This is a genomic window from Chryseobacterium daecheongense (genome assembly GCF_003729955.1).
Classification (GTDB): Bacteria; Bacteroidota; Bacteroidia; order Flavobacteriales; family Weeksellaceae; genus Chryseobacterium; species Chryseobacterium daecheongense.
The window spans coordinates 1,518,601-1,543,787 of the sequence record NZ_RJTX01000001.1 but is presented as its reverse complement, the minus strand read 5'-3'; the positions used below and the strand labels follow the sequence as shown (position 1 = coordinate 1,543,787).

Below are 25,187 nucleotides of genomic sequence, written 5' to 3'. Positions count from 1 at the left end.
ATAAAAATGAATTACAATGCAAATTCCGGCAGTTTCAGTAGAGGACTATATTTCAAAGATTCCTGAAGAAAGACAGGAGATTTTTAAAAAATTATTTGATACCATTGATGATAACTTACCTAAAGGCTTCAAGCAAGGAGTAAGCTACGGAATGGTAGGATGGGATGTTCCTTTGGAAATATATCCTTCCGGATACCACTGTACTCCGGGAACACCTTTGCCTTTTATGGGGCTGGCTTCACAGAAAAACTTTATTGCGTTATACCACATGGGAATGTATTCCAAGCCTGAGCTTCTTGATTGGTTTGTTTCTGAATTCCCAAAATATTCCAAGAGAAAGCTGGATATGGGGAAATCCTGCGTCCGCTTTAAGAAAATAGATGAAATTCCGCTGGAGCTTATTGCAGAGCTAAGTAAAAAAATGACTGCTGATGAATGGATCGAATGCTATGAAAAGAATCTTAAGAGGTAATTTTCTCAATAATTTTATTCTTTTTTTTCTTTTACTCCTGATTTCAGGTTGTAAGAGTTTGGGTGTCTCGCAGCTGGAAAATGGGGACTTACTTTTTGTAACGGCAAAAGAAACAGGACTTTCAGGTGCTATTAATAATGTGACACAAAAAGAGAAAACCATTTCTTTCGATCATATTGGGATTTTAGAAAAAGAAAACAATGCTTTTTTCGTGTTACATGCTTCGCCGAAAGGAGGATCGCAAAAACAGACTTTGAAAAATTTTGTGAGAGACCAGGCTCAGGAAGGGCAGAAAGTTATAGTTTATCGTCTGAAGCCTGAATATCAGAAGACCATTCCGTATGCTATTAATAAAGCAGAATCGATGCTGGGAAAACCTTACAATTTTAATTATATCTTGGATGAGAATTCTTACTATTGTTCAGACTTTATAGAGCGTGCATTTAGAGAAGATCATATTTTTACATTGGAACCTATGACATTCATTGATCCTAAAACCGGTAAAACCAATGAATTCTGGGAAGAATTTTATAAAAAGAAGAATCTGAAAGTTCCGGAAGGAGAACCGGGATGTAACCCAAATGGTCTTGCCGGCTCCGATAAATTAATAAGAATTAAAGAATTATAATCAAAGAGAAGTTGTTGTACTTCTCTTTTTTTTGATAAAATGTAAAAATATTAGTCTACTAATTTGGTGGACTAATATTTTTTTATATTTTTGTCAAAGAAATACAAATCAATGCCATAAAGATGTACAACCAAAAATAATTTTAGCTATGATCACACCTAATCCTAATCTGCAGGTTTTACCAACCAAGATCAGCCTGCCTAAAAAAGAATTGATATTAGAAATAGAATTGAATGGGAAAATGAAATTTGAACATTTAATGAATACTATATATAATCAGTTCGGGATATGTCACAGGGTGTTGTCAGCTAATGTGGAATATGTAGAGGGTCGTAGTTTTGGGTCGGTACAATTATATATAAGCGCTAATTCAGAGGAATACGATGAACTTGAGTATTACCTGAATAACAATAAACTTTTGAGTACAACTGTGGAGTATATCTGCAGAAAATATTCTTAGGGGAGATTCATATAGTTTTAATTACAAAAAAAGCGTTCAGGTAACTGAACGCTTTTAATTTTATTTAACTGATTCTAGATTCTTTCAATATCTGCACCAATTGCTTTTAATCTTCCGTCTATATTTTCATACCCTCTGTCGATCTGCTCAATATTGTGGATAATAGATTTTCCTTCAGCAGATAAAGCGGCAATCAGTAGTGCATTTCCAGCTCTGATGTCCGGGGAAACCATCGTAGTTCCTCTTAGTGGAGTTTCCTGATTTAAACCGATAACAGTAGCTCTATGCGGATCACAAAGAATAATCTGTGCTCCCATGTCAATCAACTTATCAACGAAGAACAATCTTGATTCAAACATTTTTTGGTGTACTAAAAGGCTTCCTTTTGCCTGTGTGGCAACAACAAGAATGATGGATAATAAATCAGGTGTGAATCCAGGCCACGGTGCATCCGAAATAGTAAGGATAGATCCATCAATAAATTTCTGTATCCTATAATTTTCCTGTGCCGGAATATAAATATCATCATTGCTTTGTTCAAGCTCGATTCCTAATTTTCTGAATGTATTGGGAATAACTCCTAATTGGTTCCAGTTAACATTTTTAATGGTGATTTCAGATTTCGTCATAGCTGCAAGACCAATCCACGAACCTATTTCTACCATATCCGGAAGCATGGTGTGTTCAGTTCCGCGAAGATAATCCACTCCTTCAATTGTTAAAAGATTGGAACCGATCCCTGAAATATTGGCACCCATTCTGTTCAGCATCTTACAAAGCTGTTGCAGATAGGGTTCACATGCTGCGTTGTAAATTCTGGTCTTTCCTTTCGCTAAAACAGCAGCCATTACAATATTAGCTGTTCCAGTTACGGAAGCTTCTTCCAATAGAATGAATTTTCCGTTAAGCTCAGTAGCTTTTAAAGAATAAAAATATTGATCCTCATCATAATTAAACTCCGCACCAAGTTCTACAAGCCCTTGGAAATGGGTGTCTAATCTTCTTCTTCCGATTTTGTCTCCTCCCGGAGTTGGCATATAAGCTTCTCCATATCTGGCTAGCATTGGTCCCATAAGCATAATAGAGCCACGAAGCTTTGCCCCGTCTTTTTTGAATTCATCAGATTTGATGTAATCGAAATTAACCTTATCAGCTTTAAAAGTATAATCGCCTTGCCCGTTTTTAGTTATTTTTACCCCAAAGTCTCCTAAAATTTCAATAAGCCTGTTGACATCATGGATATCCGGGATGTTTTTAATCCTTACCTCTTCATCCGTTAGCAAAACTGCACATAAAATCTGGAGAGCTTCATTTTTGGCTCCCTGTGGAGTAATTTCACCTTGCAGTCTTTTTCCTCCCCTTATTTGAAACGTTCCACTCATTTACTTCTTGTTTTTATAATTGTGTCTCTTTTTAGACTGGTTTTTATTGTTGTTATTATTTTTATTGCTTCGGTTGTTGCTGGTATAGTAAATCTTACTTTTTTCCAGAGACTCAATTCCTGTCAGATCCAGCCTGTTTTCAGATAATTCTTTCAAATGGCGGAAGATTACATCATCGGTAACGTGCTCTTTGTTATATACATTGTAAGACTTCTTCATGTTATTGGCGATCACTTCTATCAGAGCTTCTTTTTCATCTCCGGAATTAAGTTCAATGGCTTTTTCTATAAGCTGTAAGATACTCTTGCCGTAGAATTTGAAATCTCCCTGAAGCTTTGGATATTCCATTTTCTTTGGTTTTTCCGAAAGCTGTTCTTTGGTAGGGAAAGGATATGGTGAATCTACATCAAGATCATGATCCGCTAATATGAAAAGATGATCCCAAAGTTTATGCTTATAATTTTCTTCGTCCCGAAGCTGAGGGTTTCTTTGCCCCATAAAATCAATGATGGCCATTGCCATTTCGTTCCTTTCTTCTTTGGAAGGAAGCTCTTTGCAACGCTCAACCAGCTGTTGTATTATTCTGCCGTATTCCGGCATATGAAGCTGGGTTTTTTGGGTATTATATTCCATAGAATGCAAATATATGGATTAAAAGAAAAATTGTATTTAAAATATGAAAAGTTTATGATTTTTTAATGAAAATATACGACATTATTTTCTATAGTTTATTGTTGAAAATGAAAATTATTTCACTTTTGTGTTGAATTATTTAAGAAAAGTGTAATTTAGTTATGAGTTTAACAATCAAAACATTCTTTATGAAAAAAACACATTTCTTACTTTCTTTTCTCGCCTTAGGGCTTATTAATTCCTGTCAGACAGCTGATGAAGCTGTTAATGAAACCCCACAACTATTGGAGGTTCATGATAAAACCGTTAATGTTACCCATCATGACGGAAGGCCTTTCAGTACGGGAAATAATTCTGTCAATGGAAAATTCGTTTCCGGGCCGGGTGGCGGTGTTCTGATGCAGGGATTTTATTGGGATGTTCCTTCCGGTGGGACATGGTGGAATACGGTGAAAGGAAAAGTGACTGATTGGTCCAATGCCGGAATAGGAGCTATTTGGTTACCACCGGCTTCAAAAGCGCAGAACGGTGCTTATTCTATGGGATATGATCCAACAGATTATTACGATTTTGGAAATTATAACCAGAATGGAAGCATCGAGACCCGTTTCGGTTCCAGAACAGAGCTGGAAGCACTAATCACTCAGGCACATGCGGAAAATATGCAGGTATATGCTGATATTGTGATCAACCATAACAGTGGGGGACAATCTGAAGCTAATCCTTATACAGGAACCAGCACATGGACAGACTTTACAGGGGTGGCTTCAGGAAAATTTACCAGAAATTATAATGATTTCTATAAAAACTCGTACGGAAATAATGATGAAGGTGCTTTTGGAGGTTTTCCTGATCTGTGCCATGCCAATCCGCACGTTCAGGACTGGCTTTGGGGAAGAGATGATTCTGTTGGGAAATACTACAAAAATGTAATGAAATTCGATGGCTGGAGATTTGATTATGTGAAAGGATTCGGACCATGGGTGGTCAATTCCTGGAATTCCAATGTAGGAGGATTTTCTGTAGGGGAATTATGGGATTCCAATGTCAACACATTGGAATGGTGGGCGAATAACGCCAACAGTTCCGTATTTGATTTTGCAGCTTATTATAAAATGGATGAAGCTTTCGATAATGGCAATCTAAATCTGCTGAATGATGATATGATGTGGAAAAGAAACCCTTTCAAAGCTGTTACTTTCGTAACCAATCATGATACGGACATCATCTGGAATAAAATGTTAGCTTATGCTTATATATTAACTCATGAAGGGTATCCAACCATATTCTACAGAGATTATGAAGAATGGCTGAATAAAGAAAGATTGAACAATCTGATCTGGATTCATAATAATAAGGCAACCGGAACCACTTCCATTCTTTATACCGATAATGATGAATATGTGGCAAGAAGAAATGGCTACAACGGAAATCCGGGGCTTGTGGTGTATATCAATAATTCTTCCAACTGGCAGGAAAGATGGATAGAAACTAACTGGAGCAGCCAGCAAATTAAAGATTTCACAGGACATTCATCCTGGTATCCAACAACACAGGGAGATAAATGGGTGAAAATCCAATGTCCGCCGAACAGTTATTCCGTTTGGTCTTTAAATCAATAATAAAAGGAGAGCCATAGCTCTCCTTTCTATTTATACTTCTATAATTTTCTTTCTCTGGTGTGGGGTTGGTAAAAAACACTTTTGATTGGCAATCTTCATTCTGTTTCTGGCCACCACATCGTAAATTCTGTCACTTACCGCAGGAAACATCAGCTTTCCGAAAAAGCTCAGAAGCTTGTAATGTCCGCCAAGAATATGAGCAATTCTCAGCACAGCACGGGATTTTGTCAGATAATACTGATGAGGTTTCCATAAATATAATGTTTTAAATTGCTTTCTTTCCAATCCTCTTTCAGATAAAAATTTCTGACCAAAATCAGATTGCAGGGAAGCGAATAAAAATTCATCTTTTTTATCTCTTTCCATAATCCACTGCACCCAAAAATTACAGACGCCGCACTCTCCGTCAAAAAAGACTATATGTTTATTTTCCCAATCTTCCCGCATGATGTTAAGGTTTTAAAATATCATCGCTCTTTCCGTTTCTTCCTTTACTTTTTTAAAGTAATTGATCAATGCCTGCTTTTGTTCAGGAGACAATTTGGCATCCGAATGTCCAACAATATAAGATTCTAAAGGCATTTCATCTTTCTCGATCATCTCTATACATTCCTGCAATTTGTGTGCCTGTCTTTTAGGTTCATACGTTGAAAAAATAGAGAAGTTCAGGTTTTTTCTTCCTTCATCGATATGATTCTTTAAAAACCATGAGGATGGTGCTATACTGGAGTACCATGGATACTTTGTTTCATGAGAGTGACAATCATAGCATGAAGCAGTAATGATTTTAGCAATTTCCGGGGGTGTCTTTTTTATTTTTAAAAAGTCCATTCCGGGATTTACAGGCGGATTAGTTTTATCGATGGGAAAAAACTGAATAATAATAAAGGCAACAAGAATTACGATGAGTACTTTTTTCATATAAGAGTTTTATACATATAAAAGTAATTAAAATTTTCAATAAGATCATATTAATCCTTTTTATCTGGAATTATTACAGATATGAATTCCAATGAGTAATTAAATGGAAATTTTAGTAATTTAATGCTTTATAGAATTAGCTACAATCCATAGTTTTTAACTATTTTAGATATAAATATTAATAGATTGTATTTATCATCTAACTGTTGTAAGTTTGTTTCAATAATAATTTTAAACAACATAAAAATCTAAATTATAATGGAAAAAGATTTCAATGACATCAGTAAATGCCCGTTTCATAACGGGACAATGAAAAAGCAAGGTGTAGCTGGTGGAGGAACTCAAAATCAGGATTGGTGGCCTAACCAATTAAGAGTGGATATTCTGCGTCAGCATTCGTCACTATCAGATCCGATGGATAAAGACTTTAATTACGCTGAAGCCTTCAAAAGCCTGGATCTTGAAGCTGTAAAAAAGGATCTTCATGATTTAATGACTGATTCTCAGGATTGGTGGCCTGCAGATTTTGGACATTATGGTCCGTTATTCATCCGTATGGCTTGGCACAGTGCAGGAACCTATCGTGTAGGCGATGGAAGAGGGGGTGCAGGAGCAGGGCAACAGCGTTTTGCTCCACTAAACAGCTGGCCGGATAACGTGAATCTTGACAAGGCAAGAAGACTTTTGTGGCCCATTAAACAGAAATATGGGAATAAAATTTCCTGGGCCGATCTTTTGATTCTTACAGGAAATATTGCATTAGAATCTATGGGCTTTAAAACCTTTGGATTTGCGGGAGGAAGAGCAGATGTCTGGGAGCCGGATATGGATGTTTATTGGGGATCAGAGACGACATGGTTAGGAGGCGATCTGCGTTATGCCCATGGTTCAGAAGGAGTGGAAAAACGTGAAGCCGTTCTTCCAACGGATGATCATGCCGATGGAGACATCCATTCCCGTAATCTTGAAAAGCCACTTGCAGCAGTACAAATGGGGCTTATTTATGTAAACCCGGAAGGACCTGATGGAAATCCGGATCCGATTGCAGCTGCAAAAGACATCCGTGATACGTTCGGACGTATGGCTATGAATGATGAAGAAACCGTTGCATTAATTGCAGGAGGGCATACTTTTGGTAAAACGCATGGAGCTGGTCCGGCTGATCATGTAGGGCACGAGCCTGAAGCCGCAGGAATAGAAGAGCAGGGATTAGGTTGGAGCAGCAGTTACAAAACAGGAAAAGGGCATGATGCTATTTCAAGCGGGTTGGAAGTAACATGGACGAAAACTCCTACCCAATGGAGCAATAATTTTTTTGAAAACCTTTTCGAAAATGATTGGGAACTGATTAAAAGCCCGGCAGGTGCTCATCAATGGATCGCTAAGAACGCAGAAAATACAATCCCTGATGCATTTGACCCATCAATAAAACGCAGGCCAACTATGTTGACTACCGATTTATCTTTAAAGCTTGATCCTGTTTATGAAAAAATATCAAGACATTTTTATGAAAATCCGGATGCATTTGCAGATGCCTTTGCCCGTGCATGGTTTAAGCTTACGCACAGAGATATGGGGCCGCGTGCCCGGTATTTAGGACCTGATGTTCCACAAGAAGAGCTTATCTGGCAGGACCCTATTCCGAAAGTAGATCATGAGTTGGTTAATAATGATGATATCAATTCGCTTAAAGAAAATATCAGAAACTCAGGACTAAGCACCTCTGAATTAATATCAACAGCTTGGGCTTCTGCTTCAACATTCAGAGGAAGTGATAAGAGAGGAGGGGCCAATGGGGCTAGAATTCGTTTGGCACCCCAGAAAGACTGGGAAGCAAACAATCCGGTTCAACTGCAGAAAGTTTTACATGTTCTGGGAAATATCCAGCAACAATTTAATAGTGCTCAGACAAGTGGTAAAAAGGTTTCTTTGGCCGATCTTATTGTATTAGCTGGAAATGTTGGAGTTGAAAAAGCTGTACAAGGAGCAGGGTATAATTTCACCGTTCCTTTTGTTGCAGGTAGAATGGATGCTTCACAAGAACAGACAGATGTAGAATCTATGGGATACTTAGAACCTGCTGCTGATGGGTTCCGTAATTATTTAAAAAGAAAGTATACCATACCTACAGAAGCATTATTAATCGATAAAGCTCAGCTATTAACACTTACCGCTCCTGAATTAACGGTGTTGTTAGGCGGCATGCGTGTACTGGATACCAATTTTGATGGTTCTAAGCACGGCATATTTACACAACGGCCGGGAATTCTTTCCAATGACTTCTTTGTAAACCTTCTGGATATGAATACCCAATGGAAAGCAATGTCGGATGACAAAGAACTGTATATGGGTACAGACCGTTCAACAGGTCAGCCAAAATGGACTGCGACACGTGCTGATCTTGTTTTTGGTTCTAATTCAGAGTTGAGAGCAATAGCCGAAGTGTATGCAAGTTCAGATGGGCAGGAAAAATTTGTTAAAGATTTTATTGCGGCATGGAACAAAGTTATGAATCTGGATAGATTTGACGTGATTTAATTTTATATAACATACATGATAATAAAAGACAGCCGAATTCGGCTGTCTTTTTAATTGGAAACTCCTTTTTATTCAAATATTTGTGAGAAATGTTTGTTTTTTCAAAATAAAATATATTTTTGTTGTAAAAAACAGACAAAAACATGACAAAAAAATTATTTCCTGTTGTATTATTAACAGGCTCTTTTGCTTTTGCCCAAGTTGGGGTTAATACAGTATCTCCGAAAGCCACATTAGAAGTAGCCGGAAACCCAACGGATAATACAAAATATGACGGAATTATTGCTCCACGAATCACCGGAGATCAATTAAAAGCCAAAAACTACTCTGCTTCTCAAACCGGAGCTCTCGTATATGTAACCGCAGCAGATTCCGCACCAAGTGGACAAACATTGGATGTGACTTCTCCGGGATATTATTATTTCAACGGAGATAGTGCCGTCAATAAATGGGTTAAACTAAGTACGGGAATTTCTGCTACTCCGGAACCATGGAATGTGCAGAATACAGCTAATCCGGCAACAACTAATAATCAGAATATCTACCAGAACGGAAAGGTGGGAGTAGGGTTCTTACCAACAGATGCTATTTCCGACAGACAGTTTGAGGTAAAAGGAGACATGAAAGCACAATACGGAAGCGGTTCTAACTATTTTGGAATAGATACCAATCTTTTAGGTGTAGGAAGCGGAATGTACTCTTCTGATAATACCGACCTTTCAGTAGCTAACAATTTGAGTTTGGTAATGACAAGACCTGGAATAAGCTCTTTGCAATCCAATAATGGTCAAGGTGGAGGGAGTGTAGTTACTTTTTCAAATCCCAATGGAGGTGCATTCGGATTGGTGGCTAGTAATTCGAATCAGACGGTAAGCGCATCTGTTTTTGGACAAAGCGATGGTTTTGCGAATTATCTAAATTTTTCACACAGCAAAACAAATGCGGAATCTACCATTCTTATGCTGGAAAAAATGAAAGGAACGACTTTTATCTATAATAACACTTCCGGTACTGAAGAGGGAAATTATACTTTGCCAAGAACAAATGGAACAGCCAATGAGGTTCTTGTTTCTGATGGAGCAGTCAACGCACAGCTTTCATGGAAAGATGTCTCTGCACTACCACAAAAAATAAGAACTCTGGCTTCCGGAACAGTGGCTGTTGATGACTATACCGTTTTGGTCACCGGAAATATTTCTCTTCCGGCTGCAAGTGTATCTAACCTGGGAAAAACATATAATCTGATCAATGATACAAGCGGTCCCGTTACTGTTGCCGGAACTTTCAGGATGAATGGTGGGAATTTTTCAAACTATGGCTTAAATAATACAGAGCTGGGAAGAGGAATTGTAGTGCAGAGTACAGGTTCAGCCTGGGTGTTGATTTCAAGATATTAATTTTTAATATAAAACTTATGAAAAAATCTGCTATTTTAATAGTGGATTTTTTTAATTGCAACTTTTATGCATACTATTTTACCTTTTTTATTAACCATGATAGTGGTCATTATATTGCTGGAAATGTTGGCCACAAAATTGAGAATAGCATATCCGATATTATTGGTAATAGCGGGTTTATTGATTGGCTTTATCCCTGGGCTACCGGTGGTAAAGATTGATCCTGATCTTATCTTTTTTATTTTCCTGCCTCCATTGCTTTTTGAAGCAGCCTGGTCTATTTCATTTAAAGAAATGAAAAAATGGTGGCGTATTATCGGAAGCTTTGCTTTTCTGGTAGTGTTTTTTACAGCACTTTCAGTTGCTTTTATTACCAATTATTATATTCCGGGATTTTCAATTGCCTTAGGATTTTTATTAGGTGGTATTGTATCTCCCCCGGATGCGGTAAGTACAGGAGCTATTACCCAATTTGTCAAGATTCCACGGTCTACTTCTACCATTTTAGAAGGAGAAAGCCTGTTGAATGATGCATCTTCACTGATTATATTCAGATTTGCTTTGGTGGCAGTAGGAACAGGCCAGTTCATCTGGCAGGAGGCGGCTTCAAGCTTTTTGTGGATGGTGCTTGGTGGTGCAGGAATAGGTTTGATCCTGGGCTGGTTTTTTGTACAGGTTCACAAAAGATTGCCAACAGATGCTCCCACTGATATAGTTCTTACCCTTGTTGAGCCTTATTTTATGTATTGGATTGCAGAAAAAATGCATAGTTCCGGGTATTGGCGGTGGTAGCCGGAGGTTTATTCCTGTCTACAAGGAGATTGATGTTTTTAAACAGTGCAAGCAGGGTCCGGGGGTATAGTGTCTGGGAAAGTTTTGTGTTTATTTTAAACGGAATTGTATTTTTTATCATAGGATTACAGCTTCCGGAGATTGTAAAAGGAATTCGTTCAGAAGGAATTTCACTAAACACAGCTATCGGTTACGGGGTTTTAGTAACAGGTGTTTTAATCGGTGCGAGGATCGTCAGTTCCTATGCAGCTCTGGTGGCAACTTTAATTTTCCGCCCCAGTGTAGCCCCTCTCGCACGTTCACCAAGATTAAGGTACTTTATGCCGATGCTTCTGGGCTGGACAGGAATGAGAGGAGTGGTTTCGCTGGCGGCAGCGTTGGCTATTCCTGTTACTTTGCAAAATGGGGAAGCTTTTCCTCATCGTAATCTTATTTTGTTTATCACTTTTGTGGTCATCTTACTTACACTGGTAGTGCAAGGCCTCACCCTGCCTTATTTAATTCAACGAACTCAATTGTTTGGGTTATATCCACAGGAACCCGAGGAAGAAGCTAGACAGAAACTTCTGGAAGGCTTATACAAACATACTTATAGATTCTTAAGGAATAAATATGATAATGAACTGAATGATCATGTTGGTTTACAGAGGATGCTGAAACATGTGGAAGAAAAAATGGAGGCCTCTGATGACAGCTGGATGAATGAAAAAACAAAAGCGGTCTTTATAGAAATGCTTGAAAGCCAGCGTGAGTATCTTTCGGAAATCAATAAAGATCCGGCTATTGATGAAGAAATTATTCGTCAGCAATTATTCCGCATTGATCTTGAAGAAGAACGGATAAAAATGATTTGATATAGTGACGGCAAAACATCTCTTTTTTATTACTAAATAATAAAGCCTTATCTTTGCCGAAAAATTGGGCTCCAAAAGTTGGAGAAACCCATTAATAATTAACTTATTAAACATTTTTTATGTCGAATATTGTCGCAATCGTTGGGCGTCCCAACGTAGGAAAATCTACCCTTTTTAATCGTTTACTGGAAAAAAGAGAAGCTATTGTAGATTCTACAGCTGGTGTTACCAGGGACCGTCACTACGGAAAATCAGACTGGAACGGAGTAGAGTTTACGGTAATTGATACGGGAGGTTATGATGTGGGTACGGATGACATTTTTGAAGAGGAGATCAGAAAACAGGTACAGTTGGCTGTTGATGAGGCAACTTCCATCATTTTTATGATGAATGTGGAAGAAGGGCTTACGGATACAGATTATGAGATCTATCAATTATTAAGAAGATCAAACAAACCCGTATATATTGTTGTTAATAAAGTGGATTCTGCTAAAGAAGAGCTTCCAGCAACGGAATTCTATCAACTAGGAATTGATAAATATTATACTCTTTCTTCTGCTACAGGTTCAGGAACAGGAGATTTATTAGATGATATCGTTAAAGAATTCCCTACTACAGATTATAAAGATCCATTCGAAGGATTGCCTAAAATTACTATTGCAGGTCGTCCGAATGTAGGGAAATCTACCATGACCAATGCGCTTTTAGATAACGAAAGAAATATTGTAACGGATATCGCAGGAACTACAAGAGACAGTATTCAGAGCCTTTATAATAAATTCGGGCATGAATTTGTATTGGTGGATACAGCGGGAATGCGTAAAAAGTCTAAGGTAAACGAAGATCTGGAATTCTATTCCGTAATGCGTTCTGTCCGCGCCATTGAAAACTCGGATGTAGTGATCATTATGGTGGATGCTACACAAGGTTGGGAATCCCAGGATATGAATATTTTCGGGATTGCTCAGAAAAATAGAAAAGGAATTGTGATTTTGGTCAACAAATGGGATCTTATTGAAGATAAGAAAACCAATACCATGCGTGATTTCGAGAAGTCGATCAAAGATAAGATCGGTCAGTTCCAGGATATTCCCATTCTGTTTGTTTCCGCATTAACGAAGCAAAGAATCCTGAAAGCGGTTGATACGGCAATGGAAGTATATGAAGCACGTAAAAAGAAAATCAAAACTTCAAAATTAAATGAAGTAATGCTTCCTATTTTTGAAAATACACCTCCACCTGCCAACAAAGGAAAATACATTAAAATCAAATATTGTGTCCAGCTTCCAACACCATCGCCGCAGTTTGTATTCTTTTGTAACCTGCCACAGTATGTGAAAGAACCGTATAAGAGATTTACTGAAAATCAATTGAGAAAAGAATTCGGATTTACCGGAGTTCCGATTGAAGTATATTTCAGACAAAAATAAATTACAATCCCTTTTAGACCTTCTAAGAGGGATTTTGTTCATGTTAAAAATTCATACATTAGAAAAAGTTATTTCAAAATAATGAACACAACAGTACTTTCAAACCAGTTCTCTTTAGTTAATTCCTGGATTAACGAACTTAGAAATATTGAAATTCAGAATGACAGGATGAGATTCCGTAGAAATATGGAACGTATCGGGGAAATTGCCGCTTTTGAGATTAGTAAAGGATTAGAACAGAAAGAAATCGAAATTCAGACTCCTTTAGATACTATTCGGGTAAAAGAAATTGCGGTTCAGCCGGTAATTACAACCATTTTAAGGGCCGGAGTTCCTTTGTTTCAGGGAATTTTAAACTATTTTGACAGAGCAGACTGTGGTTTTGTTGCCGCTTACAGGAAACATGATGCCAACGATTATTTTTCCATTAAGCAGGATTATTTAACTTGTCCAAGCATTGAAGGAAGACCTTTAATTGTTGCAGATCCCATGTTAGCAACTGGAGCATCGTTGATTGAAGCTATCAAAGACCTTCTAACTAACGGAAAACCGACACAATTACATATCGTAGCTGCCATAGCTTCAAAACAAGGAGTTGAAACCATTGAAAAAGCCTATCCTGAAGCCAAAATATGGGTAGGAGCTATTGATGAGCAACTGACATCCAAAGGATATATTACCCCAGGGTTAGGGGATGCAGGAGATCTAAGCTACGGAGAAAAACTTCAGAGATAATTTTAAGACAGATTCCAGAAATCTTTCATGATATCAACCAATAATTTTGGTCGTACTTTATCCATAGCATGCTTAGTGTCCGGAAGTACGGCCAATTTTGCATTAGGAATGCTTTTGTACACTCCAATACTTTCCTCAATGCTCACCATATTATCTTTATCACCAATCATTATCTGAGTCGGAATATGGATTTCTCTTAAATTGTTTTGATTCAAAGGAGGATTTTTACCTAATGAAACCATCATATTGGCAATTGCAGGAAGAAGTTGTTCCCATTTCGAGCCATGCTGAGATTGTAATTGTTCTGCATATTGAGGCACCTTTTCCACAATAATACCTGGATTAAGCATTTTGCTTTCCTTCAAAGCCTGCTCCTCCGTCCAGTCAAATTTAGTTCCCAATGTCATAATGGAGTTGATCCTTTCAGGATTCTCTAGAGCATAACAAAGGGCAACGTAACCTCCCATACTGTGTCCGAAAATATAAACATCCGTTAAATTTTCCTTTTCACAATATTCAGCTAACTCTTGAGTATATTTTTCAATCGTAATACCATTATCAGAAAGATCAATATGTCCATGTCCGGAAAATAAAGGAGCATGAATTTTAAAATATCGGGACAATTCTTCCGTATAAGGAGCGAAAATATCACTATGCCCTAAAGCTCCATGCAGCAAAAGCAGGTTTTTCATAAATATTAGTTTTGTCCGAAATTATAAAAAACATTTGAGAATCAGAAATGAGATTATAGCCGGAAAGGTTACGTATACAATCGTAACTCATAATCTATAACTCATAGCTCATAACCTGTTGCTTATCAATTATTCCTCGCACTCACTCATCCATCGCCATTACCAAAACACTCACTTTGTTATTTCCTGCTTTTAAAATTTCCCAGGCAATCATGGAAAGTGTATTTCCGGTGGTAAAAACATCATCGATCAGTAAAATATGCTGATTCGAAACAGACCGAGTAATCGAAAAGGTATTTTGACTTTCCAATCTGTGCTTTTTATTCTTCAAAGCTTGGGCTTTCGAGTAGTGATTTCTTTTGAGCAGATCGTGTTGGTAAGGAATATTGTAGAATTCTGCCAGTGTTTCCGTGTATACATGTAACTGGTTGTAGCCTCTTTTCCTTTGCTTTTTAGGATGCAGAGGTACAGAAGCCAAGATGTCCGGTTTTTCATGATTAAACTCTATACGTTCATGCGTCCACTCGGCAAGTATTTTCCCAATTTTTTCCCGACTTTGATATTTTAATTGATGGATGATTTTTCTGCTGACACTCTCTTTTTCAAATTCCATTAAAGCATAAGCATTTTCAATAGGAAACAGAAGCTTACACCTCTCTTTAAGTATATTTTCACCGTGATAATCAAAATGAGAAAAACGGATCTGGGCTAAGCATAAGTTACAGACAAGCAGTTTGCCGTCAATGATCCTGCTGCAGCTGATGCAGCGGTTCGGGAAAGTTACATCTAAAATCATTTGTGTGTTTTACAATGCTAATATAGCTTTTTAGAAGGAAAGTATCAGTTAACCTTCATCTGCAGGCTTCCAGCTTCCGGTCTCAATATCCTTCCTGATCCTTTCAATAGAATTTTTCATATCCAGATTAAAATGCTCTTTTTCCAGCCTGATTGGTGGCGCCTGTCTTACCTCACAATCTGCAATACTGCATGTTTCACAGGTAACACCGACGTTAATGGTTTTTAAAGTTGGAGATTTAACGAAATTGATCTTTTTAATGGTTTGAGAATTCAACAAAATCCCAAGACAATAGCTTCTGTTGCTGCCGTCGGAAAAAGGATTCTTCTGTGAAGTTGAAATCACGAGGTAGCTCACTCCCTGATCTTTGTAATGTGAAATCTGAGCATCGGTCAAGGTTTCATTTTCTTTCAGATGAGCCAGGTTTTTTACTGCGATCCATCTTCTGCAATAATGCTCGTTAGTAGCATTGGCGTGCGGAGCCTGCTGATGGTTCAGATGAAGCTCCTTTAAGATCTGGATTTTATCGGAATCCTTTTTCTTGACCAGACATAGATAAAACAGGTCTTTAATTCCCAATTCTGAGGATAGAACATTTGTTAAACGATAATAAAATGTTTCCGGTGAATTCGTGAAATTTTCGATGAGATTCTCAAAACTTTCCGGTTCCCAGTTATTTTGTTGAAAGAATTCCGAAGCTTTTTCTAAAGCCTGATCTTTAGAAATTAACAAAGCCCCTGCAAAATAAGAAGCATAGAAATTATTCAGGATCTCTTCAAAGCTCCCGAAATCCAGCCATGAATATGTATTCGGGCGGTTCTTAAGTTCCAAAACATTAAAACCTATTTCTTTGGCCAAAATAAAAGTCTTCTGATCCTTTTCCAGTTTTTTATTGAGAAGCAATAATTTTTTTTCCGGGATAAATAAGGAGCGAAGATGTTCTAAAGTTCCATACTTTTCAAAATCTTCAGACTGAATAGTATATCTGAATCTCTCAGTGAGAATCTGTTCTAAGACTTCGGCTTTCAAATTCTTGTTGATCTCTATCTGATTTTCCTCGGCAAACAAAACTGCTTTTTCCTCTATTTCAGGGAAATAATTATCATATAACTCCTGGAAAGAACGCAATACTGCAAAATAAAAACGCTCTTTTCCCAGGTTATAATTCTGTGAAATTTCGATTAAGGCATTAATGAAAGCGGTCACCTTTTTAGGAGCATCACTGATGATGCTGATCAGGTTATTCTTATTAATCCCAAAAAGCCCTAAAGGAATTTCCTTAAAAAAATCTGATTGAAGAATTTCGTTGAAAGGAGCCAGGCTTTTATCGAGTTTAGTGGAAACCAGGTCATCAAAAGTACAGTTCAATGCCTCGGAAAGTTGGATGATCTTATCGTGTTTCGGGTATTTTTTGCCATTCTCAATTTCATTGAGGTAGGATTTTGATAAACCTGTTTTTACAGCAAGATCCTGCAAAGACCAATTTTTCTTCTGTCTCTGCTGTTTCAGTTTCAGCCCGAAAACCGTTTTGATAAAGTCACTTTCCGAATTCATGACCCAAATATAAAAATTGATTGCGATTATTCGCATAATAATTTTTAAAAATATTTTAGCGAACGTTCGCTTATTGTGAAAATTTTTATTTATGTTTGTAATGTCAAACCACAAAATCAGCATCTTATGGAAACTAAAACTCAGTTAAGAATAAAGTCACAGCAACAGTTTGAAGAGGTGTTTACCCCTGAATTGATTGATTTTCTGGTGGAGCTTCACCAAAATTTTAATAATAAAAGAATAGAACTTTTAGAAAATAGAAAAGCGACACAGAAGAAATTTGATGAAAGAATCCTTCCTACATTTTTAGTGGAAACAGAACAGATCCGAAATGAAGACTGGGTATGTAATCCGCTTCCTGAAGATCTGCTGGACAGAAGAGTGGAAATTACCGGGCCTGTTGATAGAAAAATGATCATTAATGCTCTGAACTCCGGAGCTTGCACTTTTATGGCTGATTTTGAAGACAGCAACTCGCCGACTTGGGGGAACTGTATGCAAGGGCAGATTAATCTTACCGATGCAATCAACAGAAATATTGACTTTACCAACGAAAATGGAAAAGTGTATAAGCTGAATGAAAAAACGGCTGTACTTCTGGTTCGTCCAAGAGGTTTGCATCTTCCGGAAAAACATATTGAAATTAATGGGGAAGAAACTTCGGGGTCTTTAATAGACTTTGGAATTTACTTTTTCAGAAATGCCAAACAGTTGCTGGAAAACGGAAGTGGACCTTATTTCTATCTTCCAAAACTGGAACATTATCTGGAAGCCCGTTGGTGGAATGAAGTATTTGTTTTTGCACAAAACTATCTTGAAATTCCACAAGGAACCATTAAAGCGACGGTATTAATTGAAACCATCACCGCTTCATTTTATATCGACGAGATTTTATATGAATTAAGAGAGCACAGTGCAGGATTGAATTGCGGACGTTGGGATTATATCTTTTCCTACATCAAAAAGTTCAGGAATCTTCCGGAATTTATAGTTCCGGACAGAGATCAGGTAACGATGACTTCTCCTTTTATGAGTGCCTATTCCAAAAGAGTAATTGAAATCTGTCATAAAAGAAACGTTCATGCTATTGGAGGAATGGCGGCACAGATTCCCGTAAAAAATGATTATGAAGCCAATAGCATTGCTTTCGGAAAAGTAAGAAGCGATAAAGAAAGAGAAGTGAAAAACGGGCACGATGGAACATGGGTAGCACATCCCGCATTGGTTTCTGTAGCGAAAGATATATTCGATCAATATATGCCTACAGCCAACCAAATTGATAAGAAATTTGATTATCGGATTATAGAAAAAGATCTGCTGGAAATCCCGAAAGGAGAAATTACAGAAAATGGAGTCCGAAAAAACATCAATGTCGGAATCTTGTACCTTGAAAGTTGGTTGTCCGGAGTGGGAGCGGCAGCAATTTATAACCTGATGGAAGATGCGGCAACCGCAGAAATCTCAAGAACCCAGATCTGGCAATGGCTGAAAAACGAAGCTGTTTTAAGTGATGACCGGACCTTAACCAGAGAAATGATCCTTCAATGGGAATTTGAAGAATTGGAACGTATTGAAAAATATGTAGGAGAAGAACGCTTCAAAAACGGGAAATTCAATTTAGCCAAAGAGCTGTTCAATGAATTGATCTTCTCAGAAAAATTTGAAGAATTTTTAACCTTAAAAGCATATCCTTTTATTTAAGTAGAAAAGTGAAAGAGTGAGAGAGTGTTTGATATTTCCTCGCACCCCGAAACTCGCAACATAAGATTAACCCCTAACTCCAAATATTATGAAAACAAGACAAGAGCAAATCCAGGCTATAGAACACGATTGGCTGACCAACCCTCGTTGGGACGGAATTAAAAGACCCTATACCGCAGAAGATGTATTGAAACTCCGCGGTTCTTATACCATTGATTATACCATTGCCACTGAAATGTCCAAAAAATTCTGGGATAAACTGAATTCTCAGGATTATGTGGCAGGATTAGGTGCCTTAACAGGAAACCAGGCTGTACAGGAAGTGGATGCAGGCTTGGAAGCTATTTACCTCTCAGGATGGCAGGTGGCGGCAGATGCTAATTTATCCGGTGAAATGTATCCTGACCAATCATTATATCCGGCCAATTCAGTTCCGTCTGTAGTAAAGAAAATCAATAATGCTTTGTTGAGAGCAGACCAGATTCAATCTGTAAACGGAGGTGGGGATAAAGAGTATTTAGTTCCGATCATTGCAGATGCGGAAGCAGGATTTGGAGGAAATTTAAACGCTTTTGAGCTGATGAAGCAGATGATTGAAGCCGGAGCCGCTGCAGTACACTTTGAAGATCAGTTATCTTCTGCCAAAAAATGCGGACACTTGGGCGGAAAAGTGTTGGTTCCCACTCAGGAAGCGATCAATAAATTGATTGCAGCCCGTCTGGCGGCAGATGTTACGGGAGTTCCATCCATCATTATTGCTAGAACAGATGCGGATGCAGCCGACCTTTTAACTTCAGATATTGATGACAGGGATAAAAAATTTGTAACCGGAGAAAGAACCTCAGAAGGATTTTATGTAGTGAAAAATGGAGTAGAGCAGGGAATTGATCGCGGATTATCTTATGCCCCTTATGCAGACCTGATCTGGATGGAAACATCTAATCCGGATCTGGAACAAGCTAAAAGATTTGCAGAAGGGATCCATGCTAAATTCCCGGGGAAAATGCTGGCATATAACTGTTCTCCTTCTTTTAACTGGGCAGCGAGGTTAAGTGTTGAGGAAATGACGACTTTCCGTGAAGAGCTTGCAAAACTGGGCTACAAATTTCAATTCATCACATTGGCTGGTTTCCATGCATTGAATACGGCTATGTTTGAGCTGGCTTTGGCATACAAGGAAAAAGGTATGGCAGGCTATTCTGAGCTTCAGGAACGTGAATTTGCTCTTCAGAAGCGAGGTTTCCGGGCGGTGAAACATCAGTCTTTTGTAGGAACAGGGTACTTTGATGAGGTTCAGACGATTGTTACAAACGGTGCGTCAGCAACCGTAGCGATGAAAGATTCTACGGAAACGGCACAGTTTCATTAGATCATGTTATAAATTTTTACGATTATGGGACCTTCTCAGTTTGGGAAGGTTTTTTATATCTTAATTTTGAATAAATATTGGAAGAAGATGAGTCATTTAATTTTTGAAAAACAAATACAGGTAACAGAAGAACATATCGATGGAAATAATCATGTTAATAATGTTCAGTATGTTCATTGGGTGGAAGAAATTGCAGGAGAGCACTGGGATTTGGTAAAACATAAAACTGATTTTCCCAATGATATATGGATGCTGCTGGATCATCATATTCAATATAAAAAACAGGCTTACCTAGGAGATATTATTACCGTGAAAACGTATCCGAAAGCTCCTGAAGGCATTCGGCAACCGAGAAAAGTTGAGTTTTATTGTAACGATGTGTTAGTGGTGGATTCCAGTACGCTTTGGGTTTTAGTGGATATAAAAACACAAAAGATTAAAAGATTGGAAAGTGATTGGCTGGATAGGTTATAGCCCAAAAATTGGTTGATATAAAAAGACTGAATATTAATTGACTATTAAGGTTTTTTTAGTTAGTCTTGTTTATCTTATCTTTGCATCATGATACGTATTACAAAAATTTTTACATTCGAAACGGCGCATGTGCTGTACAATTATGATGGAAAATGTAAAAATATGCATGGGCATTCCTATAAGCTGTTTGTAACGGTAAAAGGAAAGCCTGTCAATGATTTGAATAATCCTAAAAATGGGATGGTGGTTGATTTCGGTGATATCAAAACGATCGTGAAATCGGAAATTGTGGATGTATGGGATCATGCAGTGCTTATCAATGCACTTTCTCCACACAAAGAACTGGGAGAGGACCTTGAGCAGAAAGGTCATAAAGTAATTTACTGTACCTTCCAGCCTACCTGCGAGAATATGTTATATGCTATTGCTGCCAAAATAAAATCCAGGCTTCCGGAAGGTGTTTCCCTGGCTTATCTTAAGCTTCATGAGACGGAAAACTCTTATGGAGAATGGTATGCAGAAGATAATCGATAATTTTACGTAACAAAAACTCAGGAAGTGCTAAAGACGATCATCAATCTTGAACCTGGAAAAAAAGTGTATTTCGCTTCGGATCAGCATTTTGGTGCGCCTAATCCAAAAGAAAGCAAAGTGCGTGAAGAAAAATTCATCCGTTGGATGGATTCCATCAAAGCAGATGCACAGGTAGTGTTTCTGATGGGTGATCTATTTGATTTTTGGCATGAATGGAAATACGTTATTCCTAAAGGGTATGTACGCGTCCTTGGTAAAATAGCAGAGTTGAAAGATCATGGAATCCATATCTATTTTTTTGTAGGGAATCATGATCTGTGGATGAAAGATTATCTGGAAGAAGAAATCGGATGTACAGTTTTCTATAAAAAGCAATATTTTGAAATGGGCGGGAAACAGTTTTTACTGGCTCATGGAGATGGATTGGGTCCCGGTGACAAAGGATATAAAAGAATGAAAAAATTATTCACTAATCCTATTGCACAATGGGCTTTCAAATGGCTTCATCCTGATATTGCCATGAAAATAGCATTATACCTGTCGCAGAAAAATAAAATGATTTCCGGTGAAGAGGATAAGGCATTTTTAGGGGAGGATAAAGAATTCCTGATCATTTATTCCAAAGAGAAACTGAAGACGGAGAAAATTGATTATTTTATCTATGGCCACCGTCATCTTCCGATGGTATTGCAGCTGGGACCTGACGCGAAATACATCAATCTCGGAGACTGGATCTCTTATTTTACCTATGGTGTTTTCCAGGAAGATTTTGAATTAAAGACTTTTGAAGCAGACACAAAAAAATTACCCCTGTAAAGAGGTAATCAGTTGGATGAAAATAATCATCCTGTTTTTAATCCATATTCCGGGAATTACACAGCAATATCTTTACCAAACATTCAATTTTGTATTAAAAAAATATTAAAAATAAATTATTCCAATCCTGCTAATGCCTGATAAGATTGGAAAATTGAAAAATAATGAGAACCTTGGAACATATATTCAACATCCATACAGAGCAGGATTTCCTGAATGTTGCATTGGAAACATTTCGTTATCAATATGAAAATGTTGACATATACAAGAGCTTTGTAGACTATCTTAAAATTGATCCTAATCAGGTGGATGAACTGACAAAAATTCCGTTTTTGCCCATAGAAATGTTTAAGAATCATCAAATCCTGGACAAAAATGTGACAGCAGATCTGTTTTTCCAAAGTTCAGGAACCACCCAGATGAACTTATCCAAGCATTATATTGCAGATGAAAGCATCTATCAGGAAAGTATCTACAAAAGCTTTGAACAGTTTATAGGAAAGCCTGAAGATTTTATCTTTTTGGGATTATTGCCAAGCTATCTGGAAAGACAAAATTCTTCATTAATCTATATGGTGGATTATCTGATGAAAAAATCTGCCAAACCTGAAAACGGGTATTTTCTTTACAACCATTCAGACTTATTTGAATTGTTGAATACTTTAAAGGATAAAAAAGTAATTCTTTTCGGAGTTTCCTTTGCACTTCTGGATTTCTTAGACTATTGTCATTCGGAACGAAATGAAGAATCTCTAACTTTTCTTGACAATTTAATAGTCATTGAAACCGGAGGAATGAAGGGAAGAAAAGAAGAAATGACGAAAGATGAGCTTTTGAAAATTTTACAGGATGGCTTCAAAACCGATAAAATATATTCGGAATATTCCATGACCGAGCTTCTTTCACAAGCCTATTCACTGGGAGATAATGAATATCAGTGTCCTAATTGGATGAGAATTATGGTAAGAAATGCAGAAGATCCTTTCAGTTATGAAAAAACAGGAAGAACCGGAGCTGTGAATATTATTGATCTGGCCAATATTCATTCCTGCTCATTCATTGCGACACAAGATCTTGGGAAAATCTTAGAGAATGAGAAATTTCAGATTCTGGGGAGAATAGATCATTCTGATATCAGAGGTTGCAGCTTACTGGTGAGTTAAGAATTATGAATTATAAGTTATGATGGTTAGTTAATTTTGCAACTATCAACTATCAACTATCAACTATCAATTATCAACTATCAACCATGTTGAAGATCGAAGAACTTGTTCACGCCTATATCCATGCTCATTGCGATTTTGAAAAGGAAATCGTATTGACGAATCATTTCCAGGCGGATTGGGAAGCGGATATCCTGATCATTGATTTTGAGGGCTTCAGTCATGAAATCGAAATTAAGCTTTCAAAAAGTGACTTTAAGAATGATTTTAAGAAATCTTATCTCAATGCCAATACGGGAGAAAAATTTTTAAAACACGATAAAATTTCCTGTGGAGATTATATCTGTAATGCATTCAGCTTCCTGTTGCCTATGGGAATGATTGAACATTCCGCTATCCCGGAACATTGCGGTATTATAGAATTTTACCACGATGTGGACAATTGGAAAACGGAATTCTATGTAATACGTCCTCCGCAAAAAGTGCATCAGGATCCTTATTGGAAACTGGTAGATAAAGATCTTTTTATCCGGAAAATGGCACTTAACCTGATTCAGCGTAAAATGGAGATCAAAGGTAAACATGAAGAACTCATATTTAAAAATCCTTTTGATATCAAGAAATTAAAATAAAAAAGCCTGTCGATCAACAGGCTTTTTCATTTATTTAATCATCGGACTCAACAGAGTCTCTTTGGAGTAAAAACTTATAGATCAATCCACCTACAATTCCACCGAGAATAGGGGCTGCCCAGAACAGCCAAAGCTGTGACATGGCGGTACCGCCCACAAAAACAGCCTGAGATAAAGATCTTGCAGGGTTTACGGAAGTATTGGTGATAGGGATTGAAATTAAATGGATCAACGTTAGTGCTAAACCAATAGCAATTCCAGCAAATTTCCCGTTAGCCCATTTATCTGTGGCTCCCATGATAACGATAAGGAAAAATGCGGTTAATAAAAATTCAGCCAGGAAAGCAGCTCCCATAGAATAGCTTCTGTTATGATAGCCAGGCATATCATAGAAATTAGTAGCGAAGGCACCTGGTCCTTCTGCCGAAAAAGCGCCGGCTCCGTTAAGGATGATATAAAGAGCGCCTGCTGCTGCAATAGCTCCGATACATTGAGCAACAACGTATGGGATCAGGTCTTTTGCAGAAAATCTTCCTCCAGCCAGAAGCCCGAAAGATACAGCCGGATTGAAATGTCCGCCTGAAATATGTCCTACAGCATACGCCATAGTAAGAACGGTAAGACCGAAAGCTAAAGAAACACCGAGAAGTCCTATTCCGATGTCGGGAACACCAGCGGCAAAAACGGCACTGCCGCAACCGCCGAATACTAGCCAGAACGTGCCAAAAAATTCAGCAAATAGTTTTTTAATCATATTGTTTATTTTTAATGTAAACCAAATTTAAAATTTAAATTCCAAAATAAAAAGTTAAAATATAATATATTTCAAATCAGGGTGAATGATGATTTTGAATTTAATAAACTGATAGCCAGATTTATGGATAGGAATGCTTTTTGATAAGGCTTTATGGGTTGAATTATATACCATAAATGTTTATTTTTCGTTTATCAATTTAAAAGGTTTCTTAATGAGAAAATTGCTGTTTTTGATTTTTATGTCTTTTGTGTTTACGTTTTGTTATTCTCAGTCTGCCAAAAAAATACTCCCATGTTATGACCTTACGGAAGTATTGAAAGTAGAGCCCACTCCTCTTTATAAGCCTCACTTGGACGCATCAAAAAGCTTTGGGATCAAACTGCTCCGGGACTCCAAAACCATTCAAAAATATATCAACAACGGGAAATTTCATAAAGTCAAGAAAACAGCAAAGGGATACCGTGTTCAGAAATTGGATTACAGCAGGGCCTATCTGGTTTCCAAAGCGAAGATTACCCTGGAAAAAATAGGAAGCAGATTCAGCAAAGAAACAAAAGGGCATACCTTCACGGTTTCTTCTATCACAAGAACGCTGGAAGATCAGTGCAGGCTGAGAAAAGTAAATTCAAACGCCTCACTAGGGATTAGTTCTCACAATTACGGAAATTCTTTCGATATCTCTTATGTCCGTTTCAATGATGTTTTAAAATACAACCCTAAAATGGAAATTGCCCTGGAAAAGGTTTTAAAATATTATGCCAATGCGGGCAGGATTTATTACATTAAAGAAAAACAACAAAGCTGCTACCATATTACGGTAAGGAATTATTAACAT

At 37.5% G+C, this 25,187-nt stretch carries 26 protein-coding genes; 18 read left to right on the top strand and 8 right to left on the bottom strand.

Going from position 1 to position 25,187, the window contains the following annotated elements; translation table 11 throughout:
* Positions 1-16 precede the first annotated feature (16 nt).
* The 3 genes from EGI05_RS07225 (at position 17) to EGI05_RS07215 (ending at position 1,560) form a co-directional block, all read left to right on the top strand.
* Positions 17-472, top strand: a complete 456-nt coding sequence (locus EGI05_RS07225) for a DUF1801 domain-containing protein (protein WP_123262354.1) — start codon at positions 17-19, stop codon at positions 470-472.
* Positions 432-1,100, top strand: a complete 669-nt coding sequence (locus EGI05_RS07220) for a YiiX/YebB-like N1pC/P60 family cysteine hydrolase (RefSeq protein ID WP_123262353.1) — start codon at positions 432-434, stop codon at positions 1,098-1,100. The genes EGI05_RS07225 and EGI05_RS07220 overlap by 41 nt, the downstream gene beginning before the upstream one ends.
* Before the next feature lie 148 nt (positions 1,101-1,248).
* A complete protein-coding gene (locus tag EGI05_RS07215) occupies positions 1,249-1,560 on the top strand; it encodes an NIL domain-containing protein (RefSeq protein WP_123262602.1) in 312 nt (103 codons plus the stop codon).
* Between the two features lie 74 nt (positions 1,561-1,634).
* Here EGI05_RS07215 and murA read toward each other — a convergent pair whose 3' ends face one another.
* Complete coding sequence (gene murA / locus EGI05_RS07210) at positions 1,635-2,942, bottom strand: UDP-N-acetylglucosamine 1-carboxyvinyltransferase (protein ID WP_123262352.1); 1,308 nt, start codon at positions 2,940-2,942, stop codon at positions 1,635-1,637.
* Positions 2,943-3,575: a DUF4290 domain-containing protein gene (locus EGI05_RS07205; RefSeq protein WP_123262351.1), complete on the bottom strand. Its 633-nt coding sequence runs from the start codon at positions 3,573-3,575 to the stop codon at positions 2,943-2,945.
* A 188-nt stretch (positions 3,576-3,763) separates the two neighbouring features.
* Here EGI05_RS07205 and EGI05_RS07200 point away from each other — a divergent pair, with 188 nt between their 5' ends.
* The gene (locus EGI05_RS07200; RefSeq protein ID WP_123262601.1) at positions 3,764-5,197 is read left to right on the top strand and encodes an alpha-amylase; all 1,434 of its coding nucleotides are present in this window, start codon (positions 3,764-3,766) and stop codon (positions 5,195-5,197) included.
* A gap of 30 nt (positions 5,198-5,227) precedes the next feature.
* On the opposite strand, the gene EGI05_RS07195 is transcribed toward EGI05_RS07200, so the two are convergent.
* Both EGI05_RS07195 and EGI05_RS07190 read right to left on the bottom strand, forming a co-directional pair.
* Positions 5,228-5,644, bottom strand: a complete 417-nt coding sequence (locus tag EGI05_RS07195) for a thiol-disulfide oxidoreductase DCC family protein (RefSeq protein WP_123262350.1) — start codon at positions 5,642-5,644, stop codon at positions 5,228-5,230.
* A gap of 12 nt (positions 5,645-5,656) precedes the next feature.
* Complete coding sequence (locus tag EGI05_RS07190; RefSeq protein WP_123262349.1) at positions 5,657-6,118, bottom strand: heme-binding domain-containing protein; 462 nt, start codon at positions 6,116-6,118, stop codon at positions 5,657-5,659.
* A 258-nt stretch (positions 6,119-6,376) separates the two neighbouring features.
* On the opposite strand from EGI05_RS07190, the gene katG reads away from it, so the two are divergent.
* The 6 genes from katG to upp all read left to right on the top strand — a co-directional run bounded on the left by katG (position 6,377) and on the right by upp (position 13,864).
* Complete coding sequence (gene katG / locus EGI05_RS07185; protein ID WP_123262348.1) at positions 6,377-8,656, top strand: catalase/peroxidase HPI; 2,280 nt, start codon at positions 6,377-6,379, stop codon at positions 8,654-8,656.
* Between the two features lie 143 nt (positions 8,657-8,799).
* Positions 8,800-10,053 carry a hypothetical protein gene (locus EGI05_RS07180; protein WP_123262347.1) on the top strand — a complete coding sequence of 418 codons (1,254 nt, stop codon included), beginning with the start codon at positions 8,800-8,802 and terminating at the stop codon, positions 10,051-10,053.
* A gap of 66 nt (positions 10,054-10,119) precedes the next feature.
* On the top strand, positions 10,120-10,845 hold the full coding sequence (locus tag EGI05_RS18185) for a cation:proton antiporter (RefSeq protein WP_317125047.1): 726 nt from the start codon (positions 10,120-10,122) through the stop codon (positions 10,843-10,845).
* A complete protein-coding gene (locus EGI05_RS18180) occupies positions 10,833-11,699 on the top strand; it encodes a cation:proton antiporter (RefSeq protein WP_317125046.1) in 867 nt (288 codons plus the stop codon). The genes EGI05_RS18185 and EGI05_RS18180 overlap by 13 nt, the downstream gene beginning before the upstream one ends.
* A 119-nt stretch (positions 11,700-11,818) precedes the next feature.
* Positions 11,819-13,129: a ribosome biogenesis GTPase Der gene (gene der / locus EGI05_RS07170; protein ID WP_123262346.1), complete on the top strand. Its 1,311-nt coding sequence runs from the start codon at positions 11,819-11,821 to the stop codon at positions 13,127-13,129.
* Positions 13,130-13,210: 81 nt separating this feature from the next.
* Positions 13,211-13,864 (top strand): uracil phosphoribosyltransferase, encoded by a 654-nt coding sequence (gene upp, locus EGI05_RS07165; RefSeq protein WP_123262345.1) that lies wholly within the window; start codon positions 13,211-13,213, stop codon positions 13,862-13,864.
* Between the two features lie 2 nt (positions 13,865-13,866).
* Here the strand turns inward: upp and EGI05_RS07160 are convergent, their stop codons facing one another.
* The 3 genes from EGI05_RS07160 to EGI05_RS07150 all read right to left on the bottom strand — a co-directional run bounded on the left by EGI05_RS07160 (position 13,867) and on the right by EGI05_RS07150 (position 16,906).
* Complete coding sequence (locus tag EGI05_RS07160; protein WP_123262344.1) at positions 13,867-14,556, bottom strand: alpha/beta fold hydrolase; 690 nt, start codon at positions 14,554-14,556, stop codon at positions 13,867-13,869.
* A gap of 142 nt (positions 14,557-14,698) precedes the next feature.
* On the bottom strand, positions 14,699-15,352 hold the full coding sequence (locus tag EGI05_RS07155) for a ComF family protein (RefSeq protein WP_123262343.1): 654 nt from the start codon (positions 15,350-15,352) through the stop codon (positions 14,699-14,701).
* A gap of 48 nt (positions 15,353-15,400) precedes the next feature.
* Positions 15,401-16,906, bottom strand: a complete 1,506-nt coding sequence (locus EGI05_RS07150) for a helix-turn-helix domain-containing protein (RefSeq protein WP_123262342.1) — start codon at positions 16,904-16,906, stop codon at positions 15,401-15,403.
* A gap of 126 nt (positions 16,907-17,032) precedes the next feature.
* On the opposite strand from EGI05_RS07150, the gene aceB reads away from it, so the two are divergent.
* The 7 genes from aceB (at position 17,033) to EGI05_RS07115 (ending at position 23,595) form a co-directional block, all read left to right on the top strand.
* The gene (aceB, locus tag EGI05_RS07145) at positions 17,033-18,607 is read left to right on the top strand and encodes a malate synthase A (RefSeq protein ID WP_123262341.1); all 1,575 of its coding nucleotides are present in this window, start codon (positions 17,033-17,035) and stop codon (positions 18,605-18,607) included.
* A gap of 88 nt (positions 18,608-18,695) precedes the next feature.
* Complete coding sequence (gene aceA / locus EGI05_RS07140; RefSeq protein ID WP_123262340.1) at positions 18,696-19,976, top strand: isocitrate lyase; 1,281 nt, start codon at positions 18,696-18,698, stop codon at positions 19,974-19,976.
* An 87-nt stretch (positions 19,977-20,063) separates the two neighbouring features.
* Positions 20,064-20,450 carry an acyl-CoA thioesterase gene (locus EGI05_RS07135; RefSeq protein ID WP_123262600.1) on the top strand — a complete coding sequence of 129 codons (387 nt, stop codon included), beginning with the start codon at positions 20,064-20,066 and terminating at the stop codon, positions 20,448-20,450.
* An 87-nt stretch (positions 20,451-20,537) separates the two neighbouring features.
* Complete coding sequence (queD, locus tag EGI05_RS07130) at positions 20,538-20,984, top strand: 6-carboxytetrahydropterin synthase QueD (RefSeq protein ID WP_123262339.1); 447 nt, start codon at positions 20,538-20,540, stop codon at positions 20,982-20,984.
* 24 nt (positions 20,985-21,008) lie between these two features.
* Positions 21,009-21,800, top strand: a complete 792-nt coding sequence (locus tag EGI05_RS07125; protein WP_123262338.1) for a UDP-2,3-diacylglucosamine diphosphatase — start codon at positions 21,009-21,011, stop codon at positions 21,798-21,800.
* Positions 21,801-21,973: 173 nt separating this feature from the next.
* Positions 21,974-22,963, top strand: coding sequence for a LuxE/PaaK family acyltransferase (locus EGI05_RS07120; RefSeq protein WP_123262599.1), 990 nt, complete (start codon positions 21,974-21,976; stop codon positions 22,961-22,963).
* An 86-nt stretch (positions 22,964-23,049) separates the two neighbouring features.
* Complete coding sequence (locus EGI05_RS07115; RefSeq protein WP_123262337.1) at positions 23,050-23,595, top strand: hypothetical protein; 546 nt, start codon at positions 23,050-23,052, stop codon at positions 23,593-23,595.
* A gap of 34 nt (positions 23,596-23,629) precedes the next feature.
* Here the strand turns inward: EGI05_RS07115 and aqpZ are convergent, their stop codons facing one another.
* Positions 23,630-24,346, bottom strand: a complete 717-nt coding sequence (aqpZ, locus tag EGI05_RS07110) for an aquaporin Z (protein WP_123262598.1) — start codon at positions 24,344-24,346, stop codon at positions 23,630-23,632.
* A gap of 217 nt (positions 24,347-24,563) precedes the next feature.
* On the opposite strand from aqpZ, the gene EGI05_RS07105 reads away from it, so the two are divergent.
* On the top strand, positions 24,564-25,184 hold the full coding sequence (locus tag EGI05_RS07105) for a DUF5715 family protein (RefSeq protein ID WP_123262597.1): 621 nt from the start codon (positions 24,564-24,566) through the stop codon (positions 25,182-25,184).
* Positions 25,185-25,187 lie beyond the last annotated feature (3 nt).

Excerpts from the sequence above, each read along its gene's own strand:
- EGI05_RS07225 (WP_123262354.1), top strand. The coding sequence starts at position 17 with ATGCAAATTCCGGCAGTTTCAGTAGAGGACTATATTTCAAAGATTCCT.
- EGI05_RS07220 (WP_123262353.1), top strand. The coding sequence starts at position 432 with ATGAATGGATCGAATGCTATGAAAAGAATCTTAAGAGGTAATTTTCTC.
- EGI05_RS07215 (WP_123262602.1), top strand. The coding sequence starts at position 1,249 with ATGATCACACCTAATCCTAATCTGCAGGTTTTACCAACCAAGATCAGC.
- murA (WP_123262352.1), bottom strand. The coding sequence starts at position 2,942 with ATGAGTGGAACGTTTCAAATAAGGGGAGGAAAAAGACTGCAAGGTGAA.
- EGI05_RS07205 (WP_123262351.1), bottom strand. The coding sequence starts at position 3,575 with ATGGAATATAATACCCAAAAAACCCAGCTTCATATGCCGGAATACGGC.
- EGI05_RS07200 (WP_123262601.1), top strand. The coding sequence starts at position 3,764 with ATGAAAAAAACACATTTCTTACTTTCTTTTCTCGCCTTAGGGCTTATT.
- EGI05_RS07195 (WP_123262350.1), bottom strand. The coding sequence starts at position 5,644 with ATGCGGGAAGATTGGGAAAATAAACATATAGTCTTTTTTGACGGAGAG.
- EGI05_RS07190 (WP_123262349.1), bottom strand. The coding sequence starts at position 6,118 with ATGAAAAAAGTACTCATCGTAATTCTTGTTGCCTTTATTATTATTCAG.
- katG (WP_123262348.1), top strand. The coding sequence starts at position 6,377 with ATGGAAAAAGATTTCAATGACATCAGTAAATGCCCGTTTCATAACGGG.
- EGI05_RS07180 (WP_123262347.1), top strand. The coding sequence starts at position 8,800 with ATGACAAAAAAATTATTTCCTGTTGTATTATTAACAGGCTCTTTTGCT.
- EGI05_RS18185 (WP_317125047.1), top strand. The coding sequence starts at position 10,120 with ATGCATACTATTTTACCTTTTTTATTAACCATGATAGTGGTCATTATA.
- der (WP_123262346.1), top strand. The coding sequence starts at position 11,819 with ATGTCGAATATTGTCGCAATCGTTGGGCGTCCCAACGTAGGAAAATCT.
- upp (WP_123262345.1), top strand. The coding sequence starts at position 13,211 with ATGAACACAACAGTACTTTCAAACCAGTTCTCTTTAGTTAATTCCTGG.
- EGI05_RS07160 (WP_123262344.1), bottom strand. The coding sequence starts at position 14,556 with ATGAAAAACCTGCTTTTGCTGCATGGAGCTTTAGGGCATAGTGATATT.
- EGI05_RS07155 (WP_123262343.1), bottom strand. The coding sequence starts at position 15,352 with ATGATTTTAGATGTAACTTTCCCGAACCGCTGCATCAGCTGCAGCAGG.
- EGI05_RS07150 (WP_123262342.1), bottom strand. The coding sequence starts at position 16,906 with ATGAATTCGGAAAGTGACTTTATCAAAACGGTTTTCGGGCTGAAACTG.
- aceB (WP_123262341.1), top strand. The coding sequence starts at position 17,033 with ATGGAAACTAAAACTCAGTTAAGAATAAAGTCACAGCAACAGTTTGAA.
- aceA (WP_123262340.1), top strand. The coding sequence starts at position 18,696 with ATGAAAACAAGACAAGAGCAAATCCAGGCTATAGAACACGATTGGCTG.
- EGI05_RS07135 (WP_123262600.1), top strand. The coding sequence starts at position 20,064 with ATGAGTCATTTAATTTTTGAAAAACAAATACAGGTAACAGAAGAACAT.
- queD (WP_123262339.1), top strand. The coding sequence starts at position 20,538 with ATGATACGTATTACAAAAATTTTTACATTCGAAACGGCGCATGTGCTG.
- EGI05_RS07115 (WP_123262337.1), top strand. The coding sequence starts at position 23,050 with ATGTTGAAGATCGAAGAACTTGTTCACGCCTATATCCATGCTCATTGC.
- EGI05_RS07105 (WP_123262597.1), top strand. The coding sequence starts at position 24,564 with ATGAGAAAATTGCTGTTTTTGATTTTTATGTCTTTTGTGTTTACGTTT.